Origin of the sequence: Phenylobacterium sp. (assembly GCF_031984885.1) — a bacterium.
Lineage (GTDB): Bacteria > Pseudomonadota > Alphaproteobacteria > Caulobacterales > Caulobacteraceae > Phenylobacterium.
On sequence record NZ_DAMABV010000013.1, the window covers coordinates 1 to 25,857 of the forward strand.

Sequence of the window (25,857 nt, forward strand, 5' to 3'; positions counted from 1 at the left end):
CCCTATGAATCAGACATCTCACATCGTGAGAATCCTGAATGTCGATATCGCCTAGTCTTCGCCACGGGACAGGAGGTTGCTGCGAAAAATTCGCAACACCCTTTGGGATTTCGGGGAAGACAGAATGTCGGGCGATATCGAAACCAAGCTGCGAGGTCCGGGCGCCTATGCCTTGGCCAGGCAGACCATGGACGCCATGGAGGCGCACAAGGTCTGGCCGACGGCAGTGAACTTCGAGCTCTGGACCCATTTCATCGCCGCGCCGGACAGCGCGCTGGGCCGCGAGATCGCCCGCATGCTCTCCTCGGGCGAGGCGTTCACCGACACCGTCGCCGACGAACTGGCCGCCACCTACCTGCCCAAGGCCAAGCTGAACGATCACATCCGCGACGCCGGCGACGCCCTGACCAAGGAACTGGACTCCGTCAGCCGCGCCATCGAATCCGCGCAGAAGTCGAGCGAGGCCTACAGCCAGACCCTGGCGGACGCCTCCAAGTCCCTCACCGCCGCGGGCGACGCCCTCGACCTCCAGGCCACCGTCGAGACCCTGGTGGGCGCCACCAAGCGCGTCCAGCGCGAGAACAAGTCCCTCGAGCGCCGGCTGAGCGAGTCCACCGCCCAGGTCACCAAGCTGCGCGAGCACCTCGAACAGGTCCGGCGCGAAGCCACCACCGACGGCCTGACCAACCTCGCCAACCGCAAGGCCTTCGACGAGGAACTGGAGCGCGCCTGCGCCGACGCCGACGAGCAGTCCCAGAGCCTGACCCTCGCGGTCATCGACATCGACCACTTCAAGTCGTTCAACGACACCTGGGGCCACCAGACCGGCGACCAGGTCATCCGCTACGTGGCCAGCGTCATCGGCCGCGTCGGCGCCCCGCCGCGCTTCGCCGCCCGCTACGGCGGCGAGGAGTTCGCCCTGATCTTCCCGCGCGAAAGCGCCGAACTGGCCGTCGGCGTGCTCGAGGAGATCCGCGAGGAAGTCTCCTCCCGCATGCTCAAGCGCCGCTCCACCAACGACGACCTGGGCGCGATCACCGTCTCGGCGGGCCTGGCCGAGCTGCGCAAGGGCGAAACCGCCCATGGCCTCATGGAGCGCGCCGACAGCGCCCTCTATGTTTCCAAGCGCTCGGGCCGCAATCGCGTCACCAGCGCCGAGAAGACCGCCGCCGCCGCCTGAGCGGCCGGCCGGTGATTTTCCCCTAGCCTGACGCGGCGACATCCGCCTTTAAGTTCCGCCAGGACCTTGAGGGAGGACGCCATGAGCTATTCGAAGATCAAGACCTCGGTGGACGCCGGCGTCGGCGTGATCACCCTGGCCGATCCCTCCACCCTCAACGCCGCCGGCCTCGACCTGATGGACGAGCTGAAGCAGGCGTTCGACGCCATGAAGGCCGACGCCTCGGTCCGCTGCGTGGTCCTCACCGGCGAGGGGCGCGGCTTCTGTTCGGGCGCCAACCTCTCCGGACGCGGCCCGGCCCCCGAGACGCCCGATCCGGAGGGCCCCGACGCCGGCGCCTCGCTGGAAGCCGTCTACAACCCCTTCGTCACCTCGCTGCGCGACTATCCGGTCCCGATCGTGACCGCGGTGAACGGCGTCGCCGCCGGGGTCGGCTGTTCGCTGGCCCTGATGGGCGACATCATCGTCGCGGCCGAGAGCGCCTATTTCCTGCAGGCCTTCCGCCGCATCGGCCTGGTGCCGGACGGCGGCTCGACCTATCTGCTGCCGCGGCTGATCGGCAAGGCGCGGGCGATGGAGATGGCGCTGCTGGGCGACAAGGTCCCGGCCAGGACCGCCCTCGAATGGGGCCTGGTCAATCGCTGCGTCGCCGACGACCAGTTGATGCCCGTCGCCCTGGAACTGGCCAAGGCCCTGGCCACCGGCCCCAAGGCCCTGGGCGCCATCCGCAAGCTGGTCTGGGAGAGCCTGGACCAGGAATGGGCCGCCCAGCTCCACGCCGAGCGCATGGCTCAGAAGTCCGCCGGCCGCACCGAGGACAGCCGCGAGGGCGTCCTCGCCTTCCTCCAGAAGCGTCCCGCCGAGTTCAAGGGACGCTGAGGCCGGCGCGGATCAGGCGTCGGCGGCCTTGGCCGGCTCGATGGTGACGCTTTCGCCGCAGCCGCAGGCGTCGGTCTCGTTCGGATTGCGGAACTGGAATTTCGACGAGAGCTTGGTGGTCACGTAGTCGATCTCGGTGCCGACCAGGAACAGCACCGCCTTGGGCTCGATCAGGATCCTGACGCCCTTGTCCTCGACCACCTCGTCCAGCGGGTCGGCGTCCTCGGCATATTCCAGCACGTACTCCTGGCCCGCGCAGCCGCTGTTCTTCACCCCGACCCGCAGGCCGGCATAGGGCCTCTCGGCCTTGGCCATGATCTCGCGCACGCGCTCGGCGGCCGCGTCGGTCAGGGTGACGACCTTCGGCCGGGGACGGCGCGCCCGAGGCGCGGGTGTCAGGTTCAGATCGCTCATGCTCCCCTCCATATGGGGTCAGAACATGTTGAGTTGAAGCTTGGCCTCGTCCGACATCCGCGAAGGATCCCACGGCGGGTCGAACACCAGCTCGACGCTGACATTGCGGATGCCCGGGATTTCGCGCACCGCGTCCTGCACCCAGCCGGGCATGTCGCCGGCCACCGGGCAGCCCGGCGCGGTCAGCGTCATGTCGATCGCCACGTCCTTGTCGTCGGAGACGTCGACCTTGTAGATCAGGCCCAGTTCATAGATGTCGACCGGGATCTCGGGGTCGAACACCGTCTTCAGTTTCTCGATGAGCTGATCGGTCAGCGCGTCCAGCTCGGCTTGCGAAAGCGGCGTGGTCGCGGTCGGCTCGATGGCGGCGGCGTCATCCATGTTCAAACTCAAGCGAAAAAGGCCTGGGTGCGGGTCAGCGCGTCGACGAATGCGTCGGCCTCCCCTTCCGTATTATATAGGGCGAAGGAAGCTCTGGCGCTCGCGGTCAGGCCGAAACGCCGCATCAGCGGTTCGGCGCAGTGGGTTCCGGCCCGCACGGCCACGCCATAGCGGTCGAGGATCTGGGCCACGTCGTGGGCGTGGGCGCCGTCGACCGTGAAGGCCATGATCGCGCCCTTCCCCGGCGCTTCGCCGATCACCCGCAGCCAGTTGTAGCCCTTCAACCCCTCGCGGACGCGCGCATAGAGCCGCGCCTCGTGCTCGGCCGCGGCCTTGCGGTCGATGGTGTTCAGCCATTCGATGGCCGCGCCCAGGCCGATCGCCTCGATGATCGGCGGCGTGCCGGCCTCGAACCGGTGCGGCGGGTCGGCATAGGTGATGGCCTCCAGCCGCACCTCGCCGATCATCTCGCCGCCGCCCTGGTACGGCGGCAGCGCGGCCAGCGCCTGCGCCTTGCCATAGAGCACGCCGATCCCGGTGGGGCCGTAGAGCTTGTGGCTGGAGAAGACGTAGAAATCGACGTCCAGCGCCTTCACGTCCACCTCCAGGTGGACCACGCCCTGACAGCCGTCGACCAGCACCTGGGCGCCCGCCGCATGGGCCATGCGGGCGATTTCGGCGACCGGATTGACCGTGCCCAGCACGTTGGACATCTGGGTCAGCGCCACGACCTTGGTCCGCGGCGTCAGCAGGTCGGGGATCGCCGCCAGGTCCAGGGCCCCGTCGTCCAGCACCGGAATGAACTTCAGCACCACGCCCTTGCGCTCGCGCAGGAAGTGCCAGGGGACGATGTTGGCGTGATGCTCCATCACGGTCAGCAGGATCTCGTCGCCGGCGGCCAGCCCCGCCCCGATCCCGGACGCGACCAGGTTGATCGCCTCGGTCCCGCCCTTGGTGAAGACGATCTCGTGCTCGCCGGCGTTGATGAACCTCGCCACCGACTTGCGCGCCGCCTCGTAGGCGTCGGTCGTCTCGTTGGCCAGGGTGTGCAGGCCGCGGTGGACGTTGGAGTACGAGCCCTCCATCACCGCGGTCATGGCCTCGATCACCGCCCGCGGCTTCTGGGCCGAGGCGGCGCTGTCGAGATAGACCAGCGGCTTGCCGTTCACCTGACGCTGCAGGATCGGGAACTGCGCCCGCACGGCTTCGACGTCAAAGGCCATGCTCAGACCTCCAGCCGCTGGTCGGCCCAGGCCTGCGCGGCCTCGCGCACGGCCGCGTGCTCGATGCGGTCGATCACCTCACCGACGAAGGCGGCGGTCAGCAGCGCCCGCGCCAGGTCTTCGGGCATGCCCCGCTGCTCGGCGTAGAACAGCGCGTCCTCGTCCAGCGCCCCGACCGTATTGCCGTGCGCGCACTGGACGTCGTCGGCGAAGATCAGCAGTTCGGGCCGGGCGTCGATCTCGGCCTTGTCGGACAGGATCAGCGCGTGGTGGCCCATGCGCGCGTCGGTGCGGTCGGCGCCCTCGGCGACGACGATGCGGCCCTGGAACACGCCGCGCGACTGGTCGCGCACCACGCCCTTGGTGAGCTGGGTGGTGGTCCCGTCGACGCCCTGGTGCTCGACCACGGTGGTCAGGTCGGCGTTGTGCTGGCCTTCCAGCAGATAGGCGCCGTCCAGCCGCAACTGCGCATGGGCGCCCGGATGGGCGACCTTCGTCTCGATCCGCTGGCGGCGCGCGCCATGGGTCAGGACCGTCTGGGCGTAGGCGGCGTCCGCCGCCAGCTCGACGCTGGCGTCCACCACCGACACGCCCTCGGCATGATCGGCCGCGAACACCACGCGTTCGACCTTCGCGCCCTTGGCCAGCTTGATGTTGACCATGGTGTTGGCCAGGTAGCCGCCGGCCGCGCCCTCATAGCTCTCGACCAGGGTCAGCTTCGCGCCCTCGCCCACCGACACCCAGAGCTCGGCGTTGTGCGCGCCGGCCTCGGCCGTGGACAGGAACCGCCAGGCCACGAACCTCTCTTCGCCGGCCGCGACCTCCAGGTCGGTGGAGCCGCGGCCGTTGACCACGGCGACCTCCACCGCGGCCTGGCCCGCCAGCGGGCTTTCCCAGGCCCAGGGGCGGCCCTCGGGCGAGGCGGCCGGCATCTGGCGGATCAGCCCGCGCAGGTCGGTCCAGCGCCAGTCCTCGTCCCGCCGGCTCGGCAGCAGGCTGGCGTCGCCGGAGGTGATGGCCTGCGCGACGCTCACGCGGCCCTCGCGTACTTGTCGTAGCCTTCGCGCTCCAGCTCGAGCGCCAGCTCCGGCCCGCCGGACGCGACGATCCGGCCCGCCGACAGCACGTGCACGCGGTCGGGTTTGATGTAGTCCAGCAGCCGCTGATAGTGGGTGATCACCAGCATGGCGCGGTCAGGCGCGCGCATGGCGTTGACCCCGTCGGAGACGATCTTCAGGGCGTCGATATCGAGCCCGGAATCGGTCTCATCGAGGATCAGGAAGCGAGGCGAAAGCATCGCCATTTGAAAGATTTCCATCCGCTTCTTCTCACCGCCCGAGAAGCCGACGTTCAGCGCCCGCTTGAGCATGTCGAAGTCGATCTTCAGCGACGCGGCCGTCGCCTTGGCCAGCTTCAGGAACTCCGGCGCGCTGACCTCCGGCTCGCCGCGCGCCTTGCGCTGGGCGTTCATGGCGGTGCGGATGAAGGTCAGGGCCGGGACCCCGGGAATCTCCAGCGGATACTGGAAGGACAGGAACATGCCCTTGGCGGCGCGCTCGGCCGGATCCAGGCTCAGCAGGTCCTCGCCGTTCAGCGTCGCGGTCCCGCCGGTGACCTCATAGCCGTCGCGGCCGGTGAGCACGTAGGACAGGGTCGACTTGCCGGCCCCGTTCGGGCCCATGATTGCGTGCACCTCGCCGGCCGGGACGTCCAGCGACAGGCCCTTGAGGATCTCGTTGCCGTCGACTTCGGCGCGCAGGTTGGAAATCGAAAGCATCAGTTGGTCTCGTCGGCCAGGTATTGGGCCATCACTTCCAGCGCTTCTTCGACCGTGCTGACGGTCTGCTGCTTGCGCGGCGCGGCGGTCGCGGTGGTGGCGGTGCGCTTGTCCGCGGCGCGGACGCTGGCGGTCCCCGCTTCGAAATAGGCGTCGATCAGGTAGTCGTCGTGGTTGAGGCTGACCGTGTAGCGGCGCAGCGCCAGGGTCAGGCCCTTTTCGCGCAGGAAGCCCTCGTCCTCGGCCAGCGCGTTGTACAGTTGCTCGGCCCGCGCCAGGTCTTCCTGCTGCTGCCGACGCTCGGCCTCTTCGCGGGCATGGCGGGCCGCGTCGCGGCGGGCGTGCTCGGCTTCGAAGGCGCGGCGAAGGGACATATGGCGGGTCTCTGCGTTTGCGAGGGTCATCCGACGGAGCCCTCCAGGGAGATGGCGACGAGCTTCTGGGCTTCCACGGCGAATTCCATGGGCAGCTCCTGCAGCACGTCCTTGACGAAGCCGTTGACCAGCAGTTGGACGGCCTCTTCCTGCGAAAGGCCCCGCTGCATCGCGTAGAACAACTGGTCTTCCGACAGCTTGGTCGTGGTCGCCTCGTGCTCGAACACGCAACTGCCGTTGCGCGCCTCGACATAGGGCACGGTATGGGCCGCGCAGGTCTTGCCGATCAGCAGGCTGTCGCATTGGGTGAAGTTGCGCGCGCCCTTGGCCTTGGGATGGGCCGAGACCAGGCCGCGATAGGTGTTGGACGACTTCCCGGCGCTGATGCCCTTGGAAATGATCCGCGAGCGGGTGCCCGCGCCCAGGTGGATCATCTTGGTGCCGGTGTCGGCCTGCTGGCGCCCGTTGGTGATCGCGATGGAGTAGAACTCGCCCACGCTCCCGTTCCCCCGCAGCACGCAGGACGGATACTTCCAGGTGATCGCCGAACCGGTCTCGACCTGGGTCCAGGACACCTTCGAGCGCTCGCCCCGGCAGTCGGCGCGCTTGGTGACGAAGTTGTAGATGCCGCCCTTCCCGGTCTCCGGATCGCCCGGATACCAGTTCTGGACCGTCGAGTACTTGATCTCGGCGTCGTCCAGCACGACCAGCTCGACCACGGCGGCGTGCAGTTGGTTCTCGTCGCGCATCGGCGCGGTGCAGCCTTCCAGGTACGAGACGTAGGCGCCCGCGTCGGCGATGATCAGGGTGCGTTCGAACTGCCCGCTGTTCTCGGCATTGATGCGGAAATAGGTCGACAGCTCCATCGGGCAGCGCACGCCGGGCGGCACGTAGACGAAGCTGCCGTCCGAGAACACCGCCGCGTTCAGGCAGGCGTAGTAGTTGTCCGACACCGGCACCACCGAGCCCAGGTACTTCTTCACCAGCTCCGGGTGCTCGCGGATCGCCTCGCTCATCGAGCAGAAGATCACCCCGGCCTCGGCCAGCTCCTTCTTGAAGGTGGTCACCACCGAGACGCTGTCGAACACCGCATCGACGGCATAGCGCGGCGCGCCCTGCACCCCGGCCAGCACTTCCTGCTCGCGCAGCGGGATGCCCAGCTTCGCATAGGTCGCCAGGATGTCGGGATCGACCTCGTCCAGGCTCTTGGGCCCGTCCTTGCCCTTGGGCGCGGCGTAGTAATAGGCGTCCTGGTAGTCGATCGGCGGGAAGTCGACCTTGGCCCAGTTCGGCTCGTCCATGGCCAGCCAGCGCTCGAAGGCGTCCAGCCGCCATTGCAGCATCCACTCCGGCTCGTCCTTCTTGGCCGAGATGAAGCGCACGATGTCGGCCGACAGCCCCTTGGGCGCGAACTCCTGGTCGATCTCGGTGACGAAGCCGTGCTTGTACTTCTCCAGGCTTTCGACGTGTTCGACGGTCTGCTTGACGGCGGCCATACTCTTACCTCCTCACGCCGCCGGCGCGCGGTGACGCGCGGCGTGACGGGAATGAACTTGCTCCCAGGCGGCGACGAACGCCGCCCAGTCTTCCTGCGTGGTGGCCCAGCCGCCGGACACGCGGATCGCGCAGCCGGCCAGGTCGGTCAGGCCCATGGCGGTCAGCACGTGGCTGGCCTTCACCTTGCCCGACGAACAGGCCGAGCCGGCGCTGACCATGATCCCGGCCAGGTCCAGGGCCATGACCTGCAGCTCCGAACCCCAGTCCGGGGTCGCCACGCACAGCGTGCCGGGCAGCCGCGGCGAGGCTTCGCCGATCACCACCGCCCCGGCCGCCTTCAGGCGCTGCGCCGCCGCGTCGCGCCAGCCGGCGTCGATCTCGCGGTCGCGCAGCGCGGCCAGGGCCGCGGCGCCGAAGCCGGCGATCCCGGCGACGTTCTCGGTGCCGGCCCTGCGGCCACGCTCCTGCCCGCCGCCATGCTGGCGGCGCACCAGGGTCGCGCGCGGCCCGAAGGTCAGCGCGCCGACGCCCTGCGGCCCGCCCAGCTTGTGGGCCGAGGCGACCAGGGTGTCCGCGCCCAGGGCGCGGCTGTCGGTCATGATCTTGCCGGCGCTCTGGATGGCGTCGACGTGCAGCCAGCCCTCGGCGGCGCGCACGATCTCGGAGGCCTCGCGGATCGGCTGGATGACGCCGGTCTCGTTGTTGGCGTGCATCAGCGCCACGAACGGGCGTCCGTCCGCCGCATCCCAGCGCGCCAGCCGCTCGGCCAGCCACGCCAGGTCGGCGACCCCGCCCGCGCTCACCGGCAGGTATTCCACCGCCGCGCCGCCGGCCTTGGCGGTCTCCAGCACGCTGTCATGCTCGATGGCGCTGACGATCAGGCGCTTGGATCCCGTCGCCACGGCGCTGTCGATGGCCAGGGCGTTGGCTTCGGTGCCGCCCGAGGTGAACACCACGGTCGAGGCCGGGCCGCCGATCAGGGCGGCGACGGCGTTCCTGGCCTCCTCGACGATGGCCCGCGCGGCCCGGCCGCTGGCGTGCACGGACGAGGGGTTGCCGCCGATCGCAAAGGCGCGCGCCACCGCCTCGGCGGCCTGCGGCCGCACCGGCGCGGTGGCGTTGTAATCCAGATAGACCCCGCTCATGCGGCCGCCTCATGGGGCGCGAAACGGCCGTTCACCAGGTCGGCCAGGCTGACCGAGGCCAGATAGGTGTGCAGGTGCCGGCCCATGTCCTCCCAGAGGTCATGGGTGATGCAGCGCTCGCCCTTCAGCATGCAGCCCTTGCCCTGCATGCCGCAGCGGGTGGCGCGCAGGGGTTCGTCCACGGCCAGGACGATGTCGGCGATGTTGGTTTCGTCGGCGCTCCTGGCCAGCCGATAGCCGCCGCCCGGCCCGCGCAGGCTCTTGACCAGGCCGCGGCGGCGCAGGCGCGCGAAAAGCTGTTCCAGGTAGGAGAGCGAAATCTGTTGCCGCGCGGCGATTTCGGCCAGGGTCACGGCGCGATCGCCCTCCGCCAACGCGGCCTGACGGCGCGCGAGGTCGGCCATGGCCATCACCGCATAACGTCCCTTGGTCGAAAGGCGCATATCGCTCCTTGAAAGCTCTCAGCAGCCCGATTGCTTTTTTTCGAGCATTTGGCGCGGCCCGTATGTTACAGGCCCCGGCTTGTACGGGGCTTGTCGCCGGAACCGGCCGACGGTCGCGATCTAGGAAGACCGAGCGCGTTAGTCAAGTATTTGGACGTCGCGCCTGACGAGAGGAATGGCATGCCAGAAGTGGTTCTGACCGGCGCGGCCGGGCGGATCGAGGGTCGCTACACCCAGGGCAAGAGCCCGACGGCGCCGATCGCGCTGATCCTGCACCCGCACCCCAAGGCTGGCGGGCAGATGAACCACCCGGTGGCGGTGCAGCTCTTCCACCTGTTCATGAAGCGCGGCTTTTCGACCCTGCGCTTCAATTTCCGCGGCGTCGGCCGCAGCCAGGGCGAGTTCGACTCAGGCATCGGCGAACTGGCCGATGCGGCCACCGCGCTCGACTGGCTGCAGGCGACCAACCCGGCCGCCTCGCAATGCTGGGTCGCCGGCTACTCGTTCGGCGCCTGGATCGGCATGCAACTGCTGATGCGCCGGCCCGAGACCGACGGCTTCATCAGCGTCTCGCCGCCGACCAACATGTACGATTTCAGCTTCCTGGCCCCCTGCCCGGCCTCGGGCCTGATCCTGCACGGCGGCGCCGACACCGTCGTCCCGCCGATCGAGGTCGAGCGCGTGGTCTCCAAGCTGCGCACCCAGAAGGGCATCGTCATCGACCACGAGGTCGTCGAAGGCGCCTCGCACTTCTGGGCCGAGCACCTGCCGGAAGTCGAAAAGCGCGTCGGCGCTTATCTCGACAAACGCATCGAAGCCGACCCGATCTGATCGGGCCGCGAGCGCAAGAAGATCAAGGGCCGAGGCTCACGCCCCGGCCTTTTTCTTTGCCTACTTCGCCGCCAGATAGTCCAGCGCCAGCAGCGCCTGCGCCCGCACGCCGGTCTCCATCGCCTTCTCGTCGACGTCGAAGAACGGCGAGTGGTTGCCGCCCTTCGGGTCGCCGACGCCCAGGTGATAGAAGAACCCGGGGATCTCCTTCTGGAAGTAGGAGAAGTCCTCGGCCCCCATGATGTAGTCGATGTCGTCGGCCACCTGGCCCTGGGCCGCGCGGGCCAGGGTCGGCTTCATCTGCGCCGAGAGCGCGCGGTTGTTGTCGGTCACCGGGTTGGGCTGGCCCCAGTCGATCTTGCCGCTGGCGCCATAGCGCTCGGTGATCGAGGCCACCGCCTTGTCGGCCCGCGCCATCACGTCGGTGCGCATGCCCGGATCGAAGGTCCGCAGCGTCCCGGTCATCGCCATGGTCTCGGGGATGATGTTGTAGCGCATGCCGCCCTGCAGGGTGGCGATGGTCAGCACCGTCGGGGTCTTGGAGACGTTGATCTGGCGCGAGGTGATCTGGTTGAAGGCCGTCACGATGTCGGCGGTCAGCGACGACATGTCGATCCCCTGCCAGGGCATCGAACCGTGCGCCTGCTTGCCCTTCAGGTGGATCTCGAAGCGGTCGGAGGCGGCCATCATCGGGCCGGGCCGCCAGACCAGCATGCCCACCGGGCCGGGGAACGCGTGCAGGCCGAAGATCGCGTCGACCTTGGGGCTGGTCAGCACGCCTTCCTTGACCATCAGTTGGGCGCCGCCCTCCTCGCCCGGGGGCGGGCCTTCCTCGGCCGGCTGGAAGATGAAGACCACCGTGCCTTCGATCTGGTCCTTCATGCCGGCCAGGATCTCGGCGGTTCCCATCAGGATCGCCACGTGGCTGTCGTGGCCGCAGGCGTGCATCACCGGCACCGTCTGGCCGAGATACTGGCCCGTGGCCTTAGAAGCGAACGGCAGGCCGGTCTGCTCGGCCACCGGCAGGGCGTCCATGTCGGCGCGCAGGGCGACGACCTTGCCCGGCTTGGCGCCCTTCAGGATCCCCACCACCCCGGTCTTGCCGACACCGGTCCGCACCTCGAAGCCCAGCTTGCGCAGGTGGTCGGCGACGATCTTGGCGGTGCGGACCTCGCTGTTGGACAGCTCGGGATGCTCGTGGAAATCCCGCCGCCAGGCGACCACCTTGGGCTGCAGGGCCGCGGCCTTGGCGAACACCGCCGCGTCATAGGGCTTGGCCGCCGGAGCTTCCTGAGCCGACGCCGTCCCCGTCATCGCCACCGCCGCGGCGACGCCCGCCAGCCAAACCCGTTTCGACATGCTCGCTCCTACAATTCTAGCGGTTCGGGCGGGCGATGCGCCCGCCGGTCATCGGCGCGCTGACGCCGGTTGTCCTGGGAAAAGAGATCGGCAGGCCGCGCACGGTGCGCGCCGCCAGATAGGCGAAGGCCTCGGCCTCGATCGAGTCGCCGCGCCAGCCATGGTCTTCGGCCCTGGTCACCGGGACCGCCAGCCGCTCGGCGAACGCCTGCATCAGCACGGGATTGTGGCGGCCGCCGCCGCAGACGATCAGCTCCGTGGGCGTGCCGCCCATCACGCCGAAGCCCAGCTTCAGCGCCTCGGCGGTGAAGGCCACCAGCGTCGCGGCCGCATCCTCCAGCCGCAGCGCCTCCAGCGGCTCCAGCGAGAAGTCGTAGCGGTCCAGCGACTTGGGCGGCGGCGCCTGGAAATAGGGATGCGCCAGCAGCCCCAGCAGCACGCCCTCGTCCGGCTGGCCGACGCTGGCGTACTTGCCGCCCTCGTCGAAGCGCCCCGCCCCGCGCGACTGCATCAGGAGGTCGATCATCCCGTTGCCCGGGCCGGTGTCGAAGGCCGCGATCTCCTCGCCCCCCGACCAGAAGGTCACATTGGCCACCCCGCCGACGTTCAGCACCGCCAGCGGCGCGGCCATGCCTGCGCTCCTGGCCCGCGCCAGGTGGTAGATCGGGGCCAGCGGCGCGCCCTCGCCGCCCGCCGCCACGTCGGCGGTGCGGAAGTCGTAGGCCACCGGCACGCCCGCCGCGTCGGCCAGCCACTGGGCGTCGCCAAGCTGCACCGTGCGGCCCACGCGCCCCGCCTGCGGCCGCTCGTGCAGCACGGTCTGGCCATGCATGCCCATCAGGTCGATGTCGGACCAGGTCAGGCCGTTCCGCGTCAGGAACCCCTCGGCCGCCTCGAAGTGCTCGCGGGCCACCGCCTCGGCCGCGGCCTTGAACACATCGGGCTCGGGCGCGCCGCGCGGCCAGTTCAGCGCCGCCGCCGTCGCCTCCAGCGCGATCGAGCGGGTCTCCTCGCTCAGCTTGCGCTCGCCGGCCGGCCCGAACGCGAAGATCGTTTCCCCGTCCGTCTCCAGGATCGCCATGTCGCAGGCGTCCAGGGACGTGCCGGTCATGAAGCCCAGAACACGCATGCCAGCTTGACTGCCACGCTCCGCGCGCCGTAGCTAGCGCTCATGATCATCCGCGCCCCCCTCGCCGGCCGCTATTACCGCCTGCCCTGAAAGCAGGCGCGGAACGATCCCTTGCGCCACCCGTAACGGTCGGCGCCCGCATCTCCACGATGAACAGACGGTCTCCGGCCCCCAATAGGAGCCTGTCAGATGCCGTCCGAAGTGCTAGAGCGCCCAGCGCAACATCTTGAGTCAAAGCCCATGTCCGCCGACCAGCCCTTCAAGTCCGAATTCCTGCGCACCATGCAGGAGCGCGGCTACATCCATCAGATCACCCACCCGGTCGAGCTGGACGAAGCCGCCGCCCAGGGCCCGATCACCGCCTACATCGGCTTCGACGCCACCGCCGCGTCGCTGCACGTCGGCCACATGATCCAGATCATGATGCTGCGCCGCCTGCAGCAGGCCGGCCACAAGCCCATCGTGCTGATGGGCGGGGGCACCACCAAGGTCGGCGACCCGACCGACAAGGACGGCCAGCGCCCCCTGCTCACCCACGAGCAGATCCAGGGCAACATCGCCACCATCAAGGGGACGTTCCAGCGCTTCCTGACCTTCGGCGACGGGCCCGCCGACGCGATCATGGTCGACAACGACGAGTGGCTGTCGAAGTTCGGCTACGTCGAGTTCCTGCGCGACTACGGGGTCCACTTCACGGTCAACCGCATGCTGGCCTTCGACAGCGTCAAGGCCCGGCTCGACCGCGAGCAGCCGATGACCTTCCTCGAGTTCAACTACATGCTCATGCAGTCGGTCGACTTCCTGGAGCTGGAGCGCAAGTACGGCTGCGTGCTGCAGATGGGCGGCTCGGACCAGTGGGGCAACATCGTCAACGGGGTGGAGCTGATCCGCCGCGTCGACGCCAAGCCGTCCTTCGGCCTGACCACGCCGCTGCTCTCGACCGCCTCGGGCCAGAAGATGGGCAAGACCGTCGGCGGCGCGGTCTGGCTCAACGCCGACATGCGCAGCCCCTACGACTACTGGCAGTTCTGGCGCAACACCGAGGACGCCGACGTCGGCCGCTTCATGCGCCTGTTCACCGACCTGCCGATGGACGAGATCGCCCGCTACGAGGCGATGCAGGGCGCCGACATCAACGAGGCCAAGAAGGTGCTGGCCAACGAGGCCACCCGCATGCTGCACGGCGAGGAAGCCGCCGCCGCCGCCGCCGAGGCCGCCCGCGTGGCCTTCGAGGTCGGCTCGGTGTCCGGCGACATGCCGACCCACGAGATCGACGCCGCCGAGCTGGAAGCGGGCGTCATGCTCGCCGCCCTGGCCGCCGACGCCGGTCTGGCGGGCTCGCGCGGCGAGGCCCGCCGCCTGGCCCAGGGCGGCGGCCTGCGGGTCAACGACAAGGCCGAGGCCGACGCCGGCCGCACGATCACCAAGGCCGACCTCGTCGACGGCGTGATCAAGCTCGCCGCCGGCAAGAAGAAGATCGTCCTGGTGAAGCCCGTCTGACCTCTGATCGTCATGGCCGGGCTCGTCATGGCCGGGCTCGTCCCGGCCGCCCGTCGCTGGAGAACCGCATTGTCCGACCTGACCCAAGGCGCCGCCGCGCCGGATTTCGAACTGCAGGGCGCGAGCGGCCCGGTGAAGCTGTCCGACTTCGCCGGCCAGCCGCTGGTGGTCTATTTCTATCCCAAGGACGACACCTCGGGCTGCACCAAGGAAGCCCAGGAATTCAGCGCCCTGGCGGCGGAATTCGCCAAGGCCGGCGTCGCCCTGCTGGGAGTTTCCAAGGACAGCCTGGCCAGTCACGCGAAATTTACGGCGAAATACGACCTCGCCGTTCCTCTCGCCTCCGACCCGGAGGGCGCGATGATCGAGGCCTATGGTTCCTGGGTCGAGAAGAACATGTACGGCCGCAAGTACATGGGCGTCGAGCGCTCGACCTTCCTCATCGACGCGACCGGCAAGCTGGCGCGAATCTGGCGCAAGGTCCGCGTCCCCGGCCACGCCGCCGACGTGCTGAAGGCCGCGCAAACCCTTTGACGGCCAAGCTCCGCGCGGTGCGGCCGCTCGCCGCACCGCGACGCCAGGGCGCACCATCGACGGGAACCGTCGGCGACGCCGGCTGTTGTAGATTTGTCGCGCCGTCCCTTTATCCAGCCTGGGGTCGCCGCGCTTCTCTCTCGTGACCTAGCGTGGCCGTTCAGGCCTTGTTAACCACGATCATCGATGCTGACGCGCCGCTCGGCTCGCCCACGTTGCAGTGCGAAGGTGCTTGCGCGCGCGCCAATTCTCATTGCATATCGCGCCGTTCCCCAGCGTTCGTAACCGATACGGTGAGAATGACACGCTTCGCGCGCCTTCGCCGATCGCTTGTAGAGCTGTTTCCCGAGCGACACCTCTACATCCGCTCCGGCGGTGAAATGCGTTCCTTCGTGCTCACGACCGGCCGCCAGATGGCGATCGCCGGAGGCGTCGCCGCCGGCGCGCTCTGGATGGGCGTCAGCACCGCCTCGATGATGGTGGGCGCCATGGCGGTGTCCAGCCACGACCAGGAACTGGCCCGGATGCAGGCCAAGTCCGAGCGCCTCGTCGCCGACCGCGAGGCCCGCCTGAACAGCGCCATGGTGCAGCTCAACCAGGCCGAAGGCGGCATCGGCGCCCTGGCCGCCAGCGTCGAAAGCCGCCACGCCGCGCTCGCCATGCTGCTGACCGAGTTCAAGGGCCAGCCCGGCGCCCAGGCCGCCCTCGCCCCCGCCATCGCCAGGGCCACCAGCGCCTCGGCCGAGGTCAGCCCCCTGCGCCGCATCGAGCTGGTCCGCGCGGGCCAGGAGCGCCTGATCGACGCCGCCGACGACTTCGCCAAGACCCGCGCCGACCGCCTGCGCCTGGCCTTCCGCCTGGCCGGCCTGACGCCGTCGTCCTTCGTGCCCAAGGGCGGCTCGCTCGGCGGCCCGCTGATCGAGGCCAAGGATCCGCGCGCCCTGGCCGCCGTGCTCGACGTGGACGAGTCCTTCGCCGAACGCATCCAGCATGCGGCGACCAACCTTTCCGAGGCCGGCGCCCTGGTCGATGCGGCCGCCAGGCTGCCCTTCGCCCGCCCGACCACCGCCGCGGCCCAGACCAGCAGCTACGGCGTGCGGTTCGACCCCTTCACCCGCCGCCCGGCCTTCCACTCGGGCCTCGACTTCGCCGGTGCGACCAACACCCCGATCTACGCCACCGCGCCGGGCGTGGTGTCGTTCACCGGCGTCCGCTCGGGCTATGGCAACACCATCGAGATCGACCACGGCCGCGGCTTCAAGACCCGCTACGCCCACCTCCAGGCCATCGGCGTGCGTCCGGGCGAGCGCGTCACCGTCGGCAGCCGCATCGGCGGCATGGGTTCCACCGGTCGGTCCACCGGGCCGCACCTGCACTACGAGGTCTGGGTCAATGGTAAGGCCCAGAACCCGTCGCGTTTCGTAAAGGCTGGCGATTATGTTCTCCAAGGCGACTAAGGCGGAAAAGACCACCGACGCGTCCCTCTCGGCGGCCGGCGATCGCAAGGCGCCCAAGCCGGCTTCCCTCGTCAGCCAGGACATCACTCTCGAAGGCGGCATCGTCGGCGAGGGCGAACTGCACGTCGACGGCGTGATCCGCGGCGACGTCCGCGTCGGCCGCCTGACCCTGGGCGACACCGGCCATATCGAAGGGTCGGTCCAGGCCGAGACCGTCGACATCCGCGGCCGCATCATCGGCACGGTGACCGCCAAGCAGGTGCGCCTCTACGGCACCGCCTATGTCGACGGCGACATCACCCACGAGCAGCTCTCGGTCGAGACCGGCGCCTTCTTCCAGGGCCGCAGCCTGAAGTTCCAGCGCCCCGCCCCGGTCGCCCTGGCCGCGCCCGAACCGGAAGTCCAGAGCGCGTAGACGCTCAAGCCGGATCCGGTCGTCCCGGCCCTACGCGGCGTTCTCGTAGGCCCCGTTCTTCAGCACCGGCGCACAGTGGCTGACGTTCAGCTCGGCGGCGATGTCCACGTCCATCGCGTGCTCGCGCTCGATCAGCTCCACGCCTGAGCGACAGGTGCGCAGCGTCGCCTCCAGGTGCGGGCGCGCGCTCAGGAAGGCGTGCCGCGCGACCACCGCCTCGGGCTCGCCGTCGAACCCCAGGGCCTCGATCACCGCGCCCGCCCCGATCAGGTCCTCGATGGCCGGGCGCAGGGAACCGTCGGACCAGCGCTCGCCGGCCGGGACCACCGCGATGTCGCGTCCCTCGGCCAGGGCCAGCGCCTTGGCCGCCACGGCGTTGGCGTTGCGCAGGCAGCCGGCCAGCACGCTCGCCCGTCCGCAGGCCAGCGACAGCCGCGAGCCGTTCGGCGAGGGCAACAGCAGCCGCTCCCCCGGATTGAGCTTCATCAGGCTGGCGGGCGACAGGCTGAGCTGTCCGCCGGCCCTGCGGCTGGCCGCCAGCCTTGCGCCGACCCGCTCGGCCTCCTGCCGGGCGGCGTCCTCGTCGCCATAGGGAAACGGGTGGATCCGCGCCTGGCGATGCACCGCCACGTCCACCGCCGTCGAGAACGACAGCACGTCGACGACCACCACGACCGCGACGCGATCACGGAACAGCTCGACCCCGTTCAGCCCCCACTCGCAATGGACCTTCTGCATCGCGCGCCTCCGTCTTCGATCGAACGCCGTTCCCGGCGCAAATGCAAACGTGGCCTTGGCCCCTTTTCCTCCCCCTTCATGGGGGAGGGGGACCGCGAAGCGGTGGAGGGGGCGGCGGCTGGCAATGAGCTTGCGGCTCGCCCCCTCCACCCCCCTTCGGGCGGTCCCCCTCCCCCGCTAACGCAGGGGAGGAAAACGGGGCCAAGGCCATATGCGATCGCCCCGCCTTCTCCGATCGTCATCCCCGGCCGCGTAGGCGTGCCGGGGATCCATACGCGCCTGGGATTGCCGGCGGACCTCGGCGTCCATGGATGGCCGGGCGGCCCGGCCATGACGAGCCATAGGAACATTCATACGCCATCGACCTCCCCATGAAGGGGAGAGAAATCCCTACGTCCCCGCGCCCTCGCGGGTGCTTCCGACGCGCTGCGCCAGGGCCGCGCCCATGAACTCGTCGAGGTCGCCGTCCAGCACCCCTTGGGTGTCGGAGGTTTCGACGTTGGTCCGCAGGTCCTTGACCATCTGATAGGGCTGCAGGACGTAGGACCTGATCTGGTGGCCCCAGCCGATGTCGGTCTTCAGGTCGTTCATGGCCTGGGCCTCGGCCTCGCGCTTCTGCAGCTCCAGCTCGTAGAGCCGGGCGCGCAGCATCTTCCAGGCCTCCTCGCGGTTCTGGTGCTGCGAGCGGCCCATCTGGCAGGCCACCACCACGCCGGTCGGAACGTGCGTCAGGCGCACCGCGGAGTCGGTCTTGTTGATGTGCTGGCCGCCGGCGCCGGACGCCCGATAGGTGTCGGTGCGCACGTCGGAAGGATTGATGTCGATCTCGATGGTGTCGTCGACCACCGGATAGACCCAGACCGAGGCGAAGCTGGTGTGCCGCTTGGCCGCCGCGTCGAACGGCGAGATGCGCACCAGCCGGTGCACGCCGGCCTCGCTCTTCAGCCAGCCATAGGCGTTCGGCCCCTTGATCTGCAGGGTCACCGACTTGATGCCGGCCTGTTCGCCGGACGTCTCTTCGAGGAAGTCGACGCTCATCCCGTGGGCGCTGGCCCAGCGGGTGTACATCCGCATCAGCATCCCGGCCCAGTCGTTGGACTCGGTGCCGCCGGCGCCGGAGTTGATTTCCATGAAGGCGTCGTTGCCGTCCGCCTCGCCCGACAGCAGGGCTTCCAGCTCGGCGCGCGCGGCGCGTTCCTTGATGGCCTTGAGCTGTTCGCGGGCCTCATCGAGGGTGGCTTCGTCGCCCTCCTCGTCGGCCATCTCGGCATAGCCGACGGCGTCGGCCAGGTCGCGTTCCAGCGACTGCACCGCCTCGACCGAGGCGGCCAGCTTGGAGCGTTCGCGCGTGATCGCCTGGGCGGCCGCCGCATCGTCCCAAAGGGTCGGGTCTTCGACGCGGGCGTTCAGCTCATCGAGCTTTCTTAGGGCCGGTTCCCAGTCAAAGTCGCCTCCTGAGCAGTTCGATCGACTGCTCGATGTCGGCCTTGGCGGCCTCGACATCCACTCTCATGGGAATCTCCGAACCAGAAATGTTCTGGGGCCGCGGCAGATAGCGCGCGCCGGCCCGCATTACAATGGCGGTGACCTGATTGCTCCCCCTCTGGGGCAGGGCGATCGCATATGAATTTTCTCTATGGTTCGTCATCGCCGGGCCGTCAGGTCCCGGCCATCCATGGACGCTGTGGTCTACCGGCGATCCCAGGCGCGTATGGATCCCCGGCGCGCCTACGCGGCCGGGGATGACGATCGCAGGACACGGGTTCATAGGTGCTGCTCCGTGGAACTCAGTACAGCCCGCTCATGTCGTCCTGCTTCTTCGGCGGCGGCGCGGCGGCCGGGGCCGGCGTCGTCAGCTTTCCGTCCGGCCAGACCTGGTCGTAGGGCTGGGGCCCGCCGATCGGCATGCCTTCCGCCGGCGCCACGATCACCTTCGGCTCCGTCCCGGGCCGGAACGCCTCGCGGATGCCGCGGACGGTCGCGAACTTGGCGTTCGCAGGCGCCTTGAACTCGTCCTTGGGCAGCCCCTTGGTCGCTTCCTGCATGAACTCGATGAAGATCGGCACCGCCGCCTGGGTGCCGGTTTCGCCCTCGCCCAGGCTGCGGTTGTCGTCGAAGCCGACGAACACCCCGGCCACGATCTGCGGCGTGAAGCCGACGAACCAGGCGCTGCGGTACTCGTTGGTGGTGCCGGTCTTGCCGCCCACCGGCCGGTTCAGCACCAAGGCCGAGGTCGCCGTGCCGCGCTGGACCACGCCCTGCAGCATCGATGTCACCTGGTAGGCGGTGATCGGGTCCATGACCTGCTCGCCGCCGGGCGCCACGCGCGGGCTCTCGTCGCCGTTGAAGCCGGCCTCGCAGCGCGGGCAGTCGCGCTTGTCGGCCCGGAAGATGGTCTCGCCGTTGCGGTCCTGGACCAGCTCGATCAGGTGCGGCTCGATCCGCCGGCCGCCGTTGACGAAGGTGGCGTAGGCCGCGGTCAGCTTGAACGGCGTGGTCTCCCCCGCTCCCAGCGCCATGGCCAGCACCCTGTCCATGCTCTTCACCACGCCCATCTTCACGGCCAGGTCGCTGATCTTCTTCATGCCCACGCCCTGGGCCAGGCGCACGGTCATGGCGTTGCGCGACAGCTCCAGGCCCCTGCGCAGCGTCAGGGCGCCGTAATAGCGGCGGTTGTAGTTCTCGGGCGTCCAGGTCTGGCCGGAGGCGCCCTTCAGCGTGATCATCGAGTCCATCACCACGCTCGAGGGCGTGTAGCCGTTCTCCAGGGCCGCGGCGTAGACGATCGGCTTGAAGGCCGAGCCGGGCTGGCGCATCGCCTGGGTCGCCCGGTTGAAGTTCGACAGCGAGAACGAGTAGCCGCCGACCATCGCCAGCACCCGGCCGGAATAGGGCTCCATCGCCACCAGCGCGCCGTTGACCGCCGGGATCTGCCGCAGCCGGAAACCGCCGCCGTTCTCGACCGGCTCGACGAACACCAGGTCGCCCGACCGCAGGCCCTTGCCGGCCCGCGCCCAGGCGACGTCCTGCGCCACGATGGCGCCCGAGCCGCCGTCCCCGGTCACCCGGACGCGGACATTGCCGCCCGAGGCCTCGGTGATCAGCGCTGCGCGCCAGCCGCGGCGTTCCGACGGCGGGCTCTTCTGCTTGGCGACCTCTTCCCAGCCCTCGGCGGTGTCGACATGTCCCCAGGCGCCGCGCCAGCCGTGACGGCGGTCGTACTGCTCCAGGCCGTTCATCAGCGCCACCCGCGCGGCCGTCTGCAACTGCGGATCGAGGGTGGTGCGCATGTAGTAGCCGCCCTCGTTGAGGCGCTCGCCCATGGTCGCCAGGCCCCGGCGGCGCACTTCCTCGACGAAGAAGTCGGCGTCGCGGTACTTGGCCCGGGTCGGGGCCTTCTGGACCTTCAGGTCCTCGCGCTTGGCCGCCTCGGCCTCGGCGCGGCTGACCCAGCCCAGCTCGGCCATCTGGTCCAGCACCCAGTTGCGGCGGGCCATGGCCTGCGCCTTACGGCGGGTCGGATGGTAGTTGTCCGGGCCCTTGGGCAGCGAGGCCAGATAGGCGCATTCGGCCAGGCTCAGGTCGGTGATCGACTTGCCGAAATAGTTATAGGCGGCCGCGCCGACGCCATACGAGCGATAGCCCAGCCAGATCTCGTTGAGATAGAGTTCGAGGATCTGCTCCTTGTTGAGCGTCTGCTCCAGCCGCCCGGCCAGGATCGCTTCCTTCAGCTTGCGGCCGACGGTGGCGTCGCTGGTCAGCAGGACGTTCTTGGCCACCTGCTGGGTGATGGTCGAGCCGCCCTCCAGCCGCCGCCCGTTCACCGCGTTCATGACGTTCTTCACCATGGCCCGGGTCAGGCCCATGGCGTCGACGCCGCCGTGGCTGAAGAAGTTGCGGTCTTCCGCCGCCAGGAAGGCCTGGGCCAGCCGCGGGGGCATGTTGTCGTACGGCACGTAAATGCGGCGCTCGCGCGAAAACTCGCCGATCAGCACCCCGTCCCAGGCATAGGCGCGCGTCGCCGTCGGCGGCCGATAGTCGGCCAGGTCCGAGGCGTCGGGCATGTCGTGGAACAGCCACGCGGCGTAGATGGCGATGGCGAATCCGGCCAGCGCGATAGCGCTCAGCACCGTCACGCCGGCGACCGCGATCCATCTCTCGGGGGGCTTCAAACTGACCGACCTCCGCGGGGGCGCTCCCCGTCCGCTCAGGCTGGTCTAGCGTGCATCGCGCCGGGCGCCAACGGCCCTGCGTCGGCTTGGCGCGCCGCTCACTTGGCGGCGAGCTTGGTCGGCTGGCCGAAATAGTCGTCGATGGCCTCGGCGACCGAGCCCATCAGCCGGCCGCGCTTGGCCGGATCGCGCAGCACCGCCTCGTCGGCGGCGTTGGTCAGGAAGCCCATTTCCAGCAGCACCGCGGGCACGTCCGGGGCCAGCAGCACGGCCAGCCCGGCCTCGCGATGGCTGCGGCGCAGCAGCGGCTGATGGTCGCTGACCCGGCTCAGCAGCACCTCGGCGAAGGTCGCCGAGCGGTTGCGGGTCATGCGCTGGGTCAGGTCCAGCAGGATGGTCGAGACCCCATGGTCGCCGTGGGTGCCGGCCTGCATGAACCAGTCGTCCTTGCTGACGAACTTGGCCGAGCGCGCCGTCGCCCGGTCGGCCAGGGTGTAGACGCTGGCCCCGCGCAGGGTCGGGTCGGTCCCCGAGTCGGCGTGCAGCGAGATGAACAGGTCGGCGTCGGCCCGGCGGGCGATCTGCACCCGCACCGCATGGTCGACATAGACGTCGGCGTCGCGGGTCATCACCACCTTGTAGCGGCCGCTCTTCTCGAGCTGGCTCTTCAGCGAGCGCGCCGCGGCCAGGGTGACGTCCTTTTCGGCGCCCTCGGCGCCCTTGGTGCCGGGGTCCTTGCCCCCGTGGCCGGCGTCGATGACGATGACCTTCTTGAGCGGCAGCGCGGCCTTCACCGACTTGGCCGGCGCGGAAATGAACCGCGGCCCGTCGCTGTCGGCGACCTTCACGCTCGACGGCTCCTTGGCCGCCAGGTCGATGACATAGCGGTAGTTGGCGACGCCGTCGGCCGGCGGCAGCAGGAAGCGGCGCTTGATCACCGCGTCGGCCGCCAGGTCGATGCGCAGCCGCGCGCCGCCGGCGCTGTCGTCGACGACCCAGGCCTTCACCAGGCCAAGGCCGCCGCCCTGCAGCTCGCTGTCCACCGACACGCCCGGCAGGTTCAGCACCACGCGGCGGTCGCCCTGGCCGTCCGACGTCACCTTGCCGGTGGCCGATTTGTCGAGATCGATGACGATGCGGGTCTCGGCCCGGTCGCCGCCCAGGCGAACCTTGAGCACGTCGGCCTTGGCGCCGGCCGCCTGCGCGCCCGCGACGATCGCCAGGCAACAGACCATCGCGCCGACAGCCGCCAGCACGCTTCGTCCGCCGATCCTGAACCCGCCGCCCATACGCGCAGCCCCATTACACTTCTTGCACAGTCCTACCCATATAGACGCGGGCGGCGTGGACAAACGGTTAACCGTCTCCTTACGCCAGCCCATCGCGGCACGGCGGCTTTCCTTTTCGTCGCCAGTGTTGCAATGTCCGCCCGCGCTGAACCGTGCGCGCCTTGCGTCGCAAGGCTGCGGTTCGCGCGACAAAACCCGCGTCGGCCTCGCCCCCTTCGGCGGCCACGCGTCATCCGATCCGCGCCTTATCGTTGGGCGCGCCTGGGAACACACCAATGGGCAGCGCCGCTCGAGCCCTATTTCGGCCTACCGCCCGCCTTGTCGGCTTCGACAAGGCGATAGGCGGTGGCGTGCGCGCCCTCCTGACAGACCGGCGGCGCCCGAGCCGAGAGTTCGCGGCGCGCCTCGGAGACGTACTTAATGTCCAAGAAGATGTTGATCGACGCCGCACACGCCGAAGAGACGCGTGTCGTGGTGGTCGACGGACCACGTGTTGAAGAATTCGATTTCGAGAGCCAGAACCGCAAACAACTCAGAGGCAATATCTACCTGGCCAAGGTGACGCGCGTCGAGCCGTCGCTTCAGGCAGCCTTCATCGAATACGGCGGCAATCGCCACGGTTTTCTGGCCTTCAACGAAATCCACCCGGATTACTACCAGATCCCGGTCGCCGACCGCGAAGCGCTCATGCGTGAAGAGGCCGACGAAGAGGACGATGTCGAGCCCCGCGCGCGCGGCGGCGAAGACGAGGACGAAGACGTCGTCGACACCGACGACGACGACGTCATGGAAGAAGAGGTCGCCCGTCGCCGCCGGCGGCTGATGCGCCGCTACAAGATCCAGGAAGTGATCCGCCGCCGGCAGATCATGCTGGTCCAGGTCGTCAAGGAAGAGCGCGGCAACAAGGGCGCGGCGCTCACCACCTACCTGTCGCTGGCCGGCCGCTACGGCGTCCTGATGCCCAACACCGCCCGCGGCGGCGGCATCAGCCGCAAGATCACCGCGGCCACCGACCGCAAGCGCCTGAAGGGCGTGGTCCAGAGCCTGGACGTGCCGGAAGGCATGGGCCTGATCGTCCGCACGGCCGGCGCCAAGCGCACCAAGGCCGAGATCAAGCGCGACTACGAGTATCTCCTGCGCCTGTGGGAGAACATCCGCGACACCACCCTGCACTCCGTCGCCCCCGCCCTCATCTACGAGGAAGAGGACCTGGTGAAGCGGACCATCCGCGACCTCTACGACAAGGACATCGACGAGGTCTGGGTCGAGGGCGAGGCCGGCTTCAAGGAAGCGCGTGAGTTCATGCGCATGCTGATGCCCTCCCAGGCCAAGAAGGTGCTGCCCTACCGCGAAGCGACCCCGCTGTTCGTCAAGCACCGGGTCGAGGACCACCTCTCGCAGATCTATTCGCCGGTCGTGCCGCTGCGCTCGGGCGGCTACCTGGTGATCAACCAGACCGAGGCCCTGGTCGCCGTCGACGTCAACTCCGGCCGCGCCACCCGCGAGCGGAACATCGAGGCCACCGCCCTCAAGACCAACATGGAGGCGGCCGAGGAGGCCGCCCGCCAACTGCGCCTGCGCGACCTGGCCGGCCTGATCGTCATCGACTTCATCGACATGGATGAGTCGAAGAACAACCGCGCCGTCGAGAAGAAGCTGAAGGACGCGCTGAAGGACGACCGCGCCCGCGTCCAGATGGGCAAGATCTCGACCTTCGGCCTGATGGAGATCAGCCGCCAGCGCCGCCGCTCGGGCGTCCTGGAAGGCACCACCCACGTCTGCGAGCATTGCGCCGGCACCGGCCGGGTCCGCTCGGTCGAGTCGAGCGCCCTGTCGGCCCTGCGCGCCGTCGAGATCGAAGCCCTGAAGGGCGGCGGCGAGGCGACCCTGAAGGTGCCGCGCGCCGTCGGCCTCTACATTCTCAACGAGAAGCGCAACCACCTGGCGCGTCTGCACGAGAGCCTTGGCCTGTTCATCACCATCACCATCGATGACGCCCTGGCCCACGCCGACCACGAGATCGAGCGCACCGCCAGCGAGACCAAGCCCGAGCACGCCGCCCTGGTCCATCACGCCCCGATCCAGCCCTACCAGCCGGTCGAGGACGACTTCGACGACGAAGCCTTCGAAGACGAAGAGGACGTCGAGGGCGAGGAAGAGGACGAGGTCGACATCGACCGCGAGGCCACCGACGACGACGAGGCCGAGCAGCGCTTCCAGGACCACGAGGCCGAGGGCGAGGAACGCGGCGGACGCCGTGGCCGCCGCCGTCGCCGCCGCGGACGCCGCGACGGCGAGCCGGTCGAGGCCCGCGAAGGCGGCGAGCGCCCCGCTGCGCCCCGCCCCGCCGACGATCGCGAGACCGAGGAAGGCGCTCGCCGCCGTCGCCGCGGGCGTCGCGGCGGACGTCGGATGCGTGATGACGGCCGTCCGGCCGACATGTTCTCGTGGACCCGCCCCTGGGTGCCCTACGGCGACGATCCCTTCGTCTGGCATGATCCGTCGGAAGACTTCCCGGCGGCCCGCACGCCCGCCCCGGTTCCGGCCAACGACCCTGCGCCGGTTCCCGCCGCCGCCGAGGTCGCTGCCCCGGCGCCGAGCGTGAGCGACGACCAGCCCGAGGTCGAACTCGACGTCTGGGTCGAACTGCCCGCCGCCGAGGACAAGCCCAAGAAGACCCGCTCGCGTCGCGGCCGTGGTCGCGGCAAGGCCGACGAGGCGCAAGCCGCCCCCGAGGCCCCCGAAGCCCTTGAGACGGTCGAAACCGTCGAGGCCGTGGAGACTGTCGAGGTCGCTCCCGAGCCTGCGCCGGAACCGGCGCCCGAGCCCGTCGCCGCCGACAAGCCCGCCGCGAAGAAGCCGCGCGCCCGCAGGACCAAGGCGGCCATCGCCGCCGAGGCCGCGGCGGCCGCTGCTGAAGTCGTCGCCGAGCCGGTCGAGACCGTCGTCGAGACTGCGCCCGAACCCGAGCCTGCGCCGGAACCCGTGGCCGAGCCGGCCCCGGTCGCGCCCGTCGCGCGTGAGCCCGATCCCAACGAGATCAACGCTCCCCCGCCCGTGCCGAAGAAGGGCTGGTGGCGCCGGGGCTAACCCTGGGCTGTGACTTCGGAAACCGGCTCG

At 69.4% G+C, this 25,857-nt stretch carries 23 protein-coding genes; 8 read left to right on the forward strand and 15 right to left on the reverse strand.

Going from position 1 to position 25,857, the window contains the following annotated elements:
- Nucleotides 1-124 precede the first annotated feature (124 nt).
- Nucleotides 125-1,180, forward strand: coding sequence for a diguanylate cyclase (locus RTL41_RS16610; RefSeq protein ID WP_312166193.1), 1,056 nt, complete (start codon nucleotides 125-127; stop codon nucleotides 1,178-1,180).
- Nucleotides 1,181-1,261: 81 nt separating this feature from the next.
- Nucleotides 1,262-2,059: an enoyl-CoA hydratase/isomerase gene (locus RTL41_RS16615; RefSeq protein WP_312166194.1), complete on the forward strand. Its 798-nt coding sequence runs from the start codon at nucleotides 1,262-1,264 to the stop codon at nucleotides 2,057-2,059.
- Nucleotides 2,060-2,071: 12 nt separating this feature from the next.
- Here RTL41_RS16615 and RTL41_RS16620 read toward each other — a convergent pair whose 3' ends face one another.
- Genes RTL41_RS16620 through RTL41_RS16660 form a run of 9 tightly spaced genes read right to left on the reverse strand, consistent with a single transcriptional unit; the run spans nucleotide 2,072 to nucleotide 9,313 of the window.
- Nucleotides 2,072-2,473: an iron-sulfur cluster assembly accessory protein gene (locus tag RTL41_RS16620; protein ID WP_312166195.1), complete on the reverse strand. Its 402-nt coding sequence runs from the start codon at nucleotides 2,471-2,473 to the stop codon at nucleotides 2,072-2,074.
- 18 nt (nucleotides 2,474-2,491) lie between these two features.
- Nucleotides 2,492-2,854, reverse strand: coding sequence for an SUF system Fe-S cluster assembly protein (locus RTL41_RS16625; protein WP_312166196.1), 363 nt, complete (start codon nucleotides 2,852-2,854; stop codon nucleotides 2,492-2,494).
- An 8-nt stretch (nucleotides 2,855-2,862) separates the two neighbouring features.
- Entirely contained in the window at nucleotides 2,863-4,077 is a 1,215-nt protein-coding gene (locus RTL41_RS16630) for a cysteine desulfurase (protein ID WP_312166197.1), read from the reverse strand.
- A gap of 2 nt (nucleotides 4,078-4,079) precedes the next feature.
- A complete protein-coding gene (sufD, locus tag RTL41_RS16635; protein ID WP_312166198.1) occupies nucleotides 4,080-5,111 on the reverse strand; it encodes a Fe-S cluster assembly protein SufD in 1,032 nt (343 codons plus the stop codon).
- A complete protein-coding gene (gene sufC, locus RTL41_RS16640) occupies nucleotides 5,108-5,854 on the reverse strand; it encodes a Fe-S cluster assembly ATPase SufC (RefSeq protein WP_312166199.1) in 747 nt (248 codons plus the stop codon). Before sufC ends, sufD begins: the two co-directional genes overlap by 4 nt.
- Complete coding sequence (locus tag RTL41_RS16645; RefSeq protein WP_312166200.1) at nucleotides 5,854-6,228, reverse strand: hypothetical protein; 375 nt, start codon at nucleotides 6,226-6,228, stop codon at nucleotides 5,854-5,856. The genes sufC and RTL41_RS16645 overlap by 1 nt, the downstream gene beginning before the upstream one ends.
- 26 nt (nucleotides 6,229-6,254) lie before the next feature.
- Nucleotides 6,255-7,724 (reverse strand): Fe-S cluster assembly protein SufB, encoded by a 1,470-nt coding sequence (gene sufB, locus RTL41_RS16650; protein WP_312166201.1) that lies wholly within the window; start codon nucleotides 7,722-7,724, stop codon nucleotides 6,255-6,257.
- Between the two features lie 12 nt (nucleotides 7,725-7,736).
- The gene (locus RTL41_RS16655; protein ID WP_312166202.1) at nucleotides 7,737-8,870 is read right to left on the reverse strand and encodes a cysteine desulfurase family protein; all 1,134 of its coding nucleotides are present in this window, start codon (nucleotides 8,868-8,870) and stop codon (nucleotides 7,737-7,739) included.
- Nucleotides 8,867-9,313 (reverse strand): Rrf2 family transcriptional regulator, encoded by a 447-nt coding sequence (locus RTL41_RS16660; protein ID WP_312166203.1) that lies wholly within the window; start codon nucleotides 9,311-9,313, stop codon nucleotides 8,867-8,869. Before RTL41_RS16660 ends, RTL41_RS16655 begins: the two co-directional genes overlap by 4 nt.
- 180 nt (nucleotides 9,314-9,493) lie before the next feature.
- On the opposite strand from RTL41_RS16660, the gene RTL41_RS16665 reads away from it, so the two are divergent.
- Nucleotides 9,494-10,144 carry an alpha/beta hydrolase gene (locus RTL41_RS16665; RefSeq protein ID WP_312166204.1) on the forward strand — a complete coding sequence of 217 codons (651 nt, stop codon included), beginning with the start codon at nucleotides 9,494-9,496 and terminating at the stop codon, nucleotides 10,142-10,144.
- Between the two features lie 60 nt (nucleotides 10,145-10,204).
- On the opposite strand, the gene RTL41_RS16670 is transcribed toward RTL41_RS16665, so the two are convergent.
- The gene (locus RTL41_RS16670; RefSeq protein WP_312166205.1) at nucleotides 10,205-11,503 is read right to left on the reverse strand and encodes an amidohydrolase; all 1,299 of its coding nucleotides are present in this window, start codon (nucleotides 11,501-11,503) and stop codon (nucleotides 10,205-10,207) included.
- Nucleotides 11,504-11,519: 16 nt separating this feature from the next.
- Nucleotides 11,520-12,632: an anhydro-N-acetylmuramic acid kinase gene (locus RTL41_RS16675; RefSeq protein WP_312166206.1), complete on the reverse strand. Its 1,113-nt coding sequence runs from the start codon at nucleotides 12,630-12,632 to the stop codon at nucleotides 11,520-11,522.
- Nucleotides 12,633-12,821: 189 nt separating this feature from the next.
- On the opposite strand from RTL41_RS16675, the gene tyrS reads away from it, so the two are divergent.
- The 4 genes from tyrS (at nucleotide 12,822) to RTL41_RS16695 (ending at nucleotide 16,538) form a co-directional block, all read left to right on the forward strand.
- Entirely contained in the window at nucleotides 12,822-14,132 is a 1,311-nt protein-coding gene (gene tyrS / locus RTL41_RS16680; protein WP_312166207.1) for a tyrosine--tRNA ligase, read from the forward strand.
- Between the two features lie 69 nt (nucleotides 14,133-14,201).
- Nucleotides 14,202-14,666 carry a peroxiredoxin gene (locus RTL41_RS16685; protein WP_312166208.1) on the forward strand — a complete coding sequence of 155 codons (465 nt, stop codon included), beginning with the start codon at nucleotides 14,202-14,204 and terminating at the stop codon, nucleotides 14,664-14,666.
- 293 nt (nucleotides 14,667-14,959) lie between these two features.
- The gene (locus RTL41_RS16690) at nucleotides 14,960-16,123 is read left to right on the forward strand and encodes a M23 family metallopeptidase (RefSeq protein ID WP_312166209.1); all 1,164 of its coding nucleotides are present in this window, start codon (nucleotides 14,960-14,962) and stop codon (nucleotides 16,121-16,123) included.
- On the forward strand, nucleotides 16,104-16,538 hold the full coding sequence (locus RTL41_RS16695; RefSeq protein WP_409418346.1) for a polymer-forming cytoskeletal protein: 435 nt from the start codon (nucleotides 16,104-16,106) through the stop codon (nucleotides 16,536-16,538). Before RTL41_RS16690 ends, RTL41_RS16695 begins: the two co-directional genes overlap by 20 nt.
- Before the next feature lie 30 nt (nucleotides 16,539-16,568).
- Here the strand turns inward: RTL41_RS16695 and RTL41_RS16700 are convergent, their stop codons facing one another.
- The 4 genes from RTL41_RS16700 to RTL41_RS16715 form a co-directional block, all read right to left on the reverse strand.
- Nucleotides 16,569-17,276 carry a 2-phosphosulfolactate phosphatase gene (locus RTL41_RS16700; RefSeq protein WP_312166210.1) on the reverse strand — a complete coding sequence of 236 codons (708 nt, stop codon included), beginning with the start codon at nucleotides 17,274-17,276 and terminating at the stop codon, nucleotides 16,569-16,571.
- Nucleotides 17,277-17,666: 390 nt separating this feature from the next.
- Nucleotides 17,667-18,789, reverse strand: a protein-coding gene (prfB, locus tag RTL41_RS16705; RefSeq protein WP_312166211.1) for a peptide chain release factor 2 whose coding sequence is annotated in 2 segments (ribosomal slippage) — nucleotides 17,667-18,719 and nucleotides 18,721-18,789 — 1,122 coding nt in all. Because the reading frame shifts where the segments join, the coding sequence is not laid out codon by codon here.
- 274 nt (nucleotides 18,790-19,063) lie between these two features.
- Nucleotides 19,064-21,487, reverse strand: a complete 2,424-nt coding sequence (locus RTL41_RS16710) for a penicillin-binding protein 1A (RefSeq protein WP_312166276.1) — start codon at nucleotides 21,485-21,487, stop codon at nucleotides 19,064-19,066.
- A 59-nt stretch (nucleotides 21,488-21,546) separates the two neighbouring features.
- Nucleotides 21,547-22,737, reverse strand: a complete 1,191-nt coding sequence (locus RTL41_RS16715) for an N-acetylmuramoyl-L-alanine amidase (protein ID WP_312166212.1) — start codon at nucleotides 22,735-22,737, stop codon at nucleotides 21,547-21,549.
- 420 nt (nucleotides 22,738-23,157) lie between these two features.
- Between RTL41_RS16715 and RTL41_RS16720 the strand changes: the two genes are divergently transcribed.
- Nucleotides 23,158-25,827 carry a ribonuclease E/G gene (locus tag RTL41_RS16720; RefSeq protein WP_312166213.1) on the forward strand — a complete coding sequence of 890 codons (2,670 nt, stop codon included), beginning with the start codon at nucleotides 23,158-23,160 and terminating at the stop codon, nucleotides 25,825-25,827.
- Nucleotides 25,828-25,857: the final 30 nt, after the last annotated feature.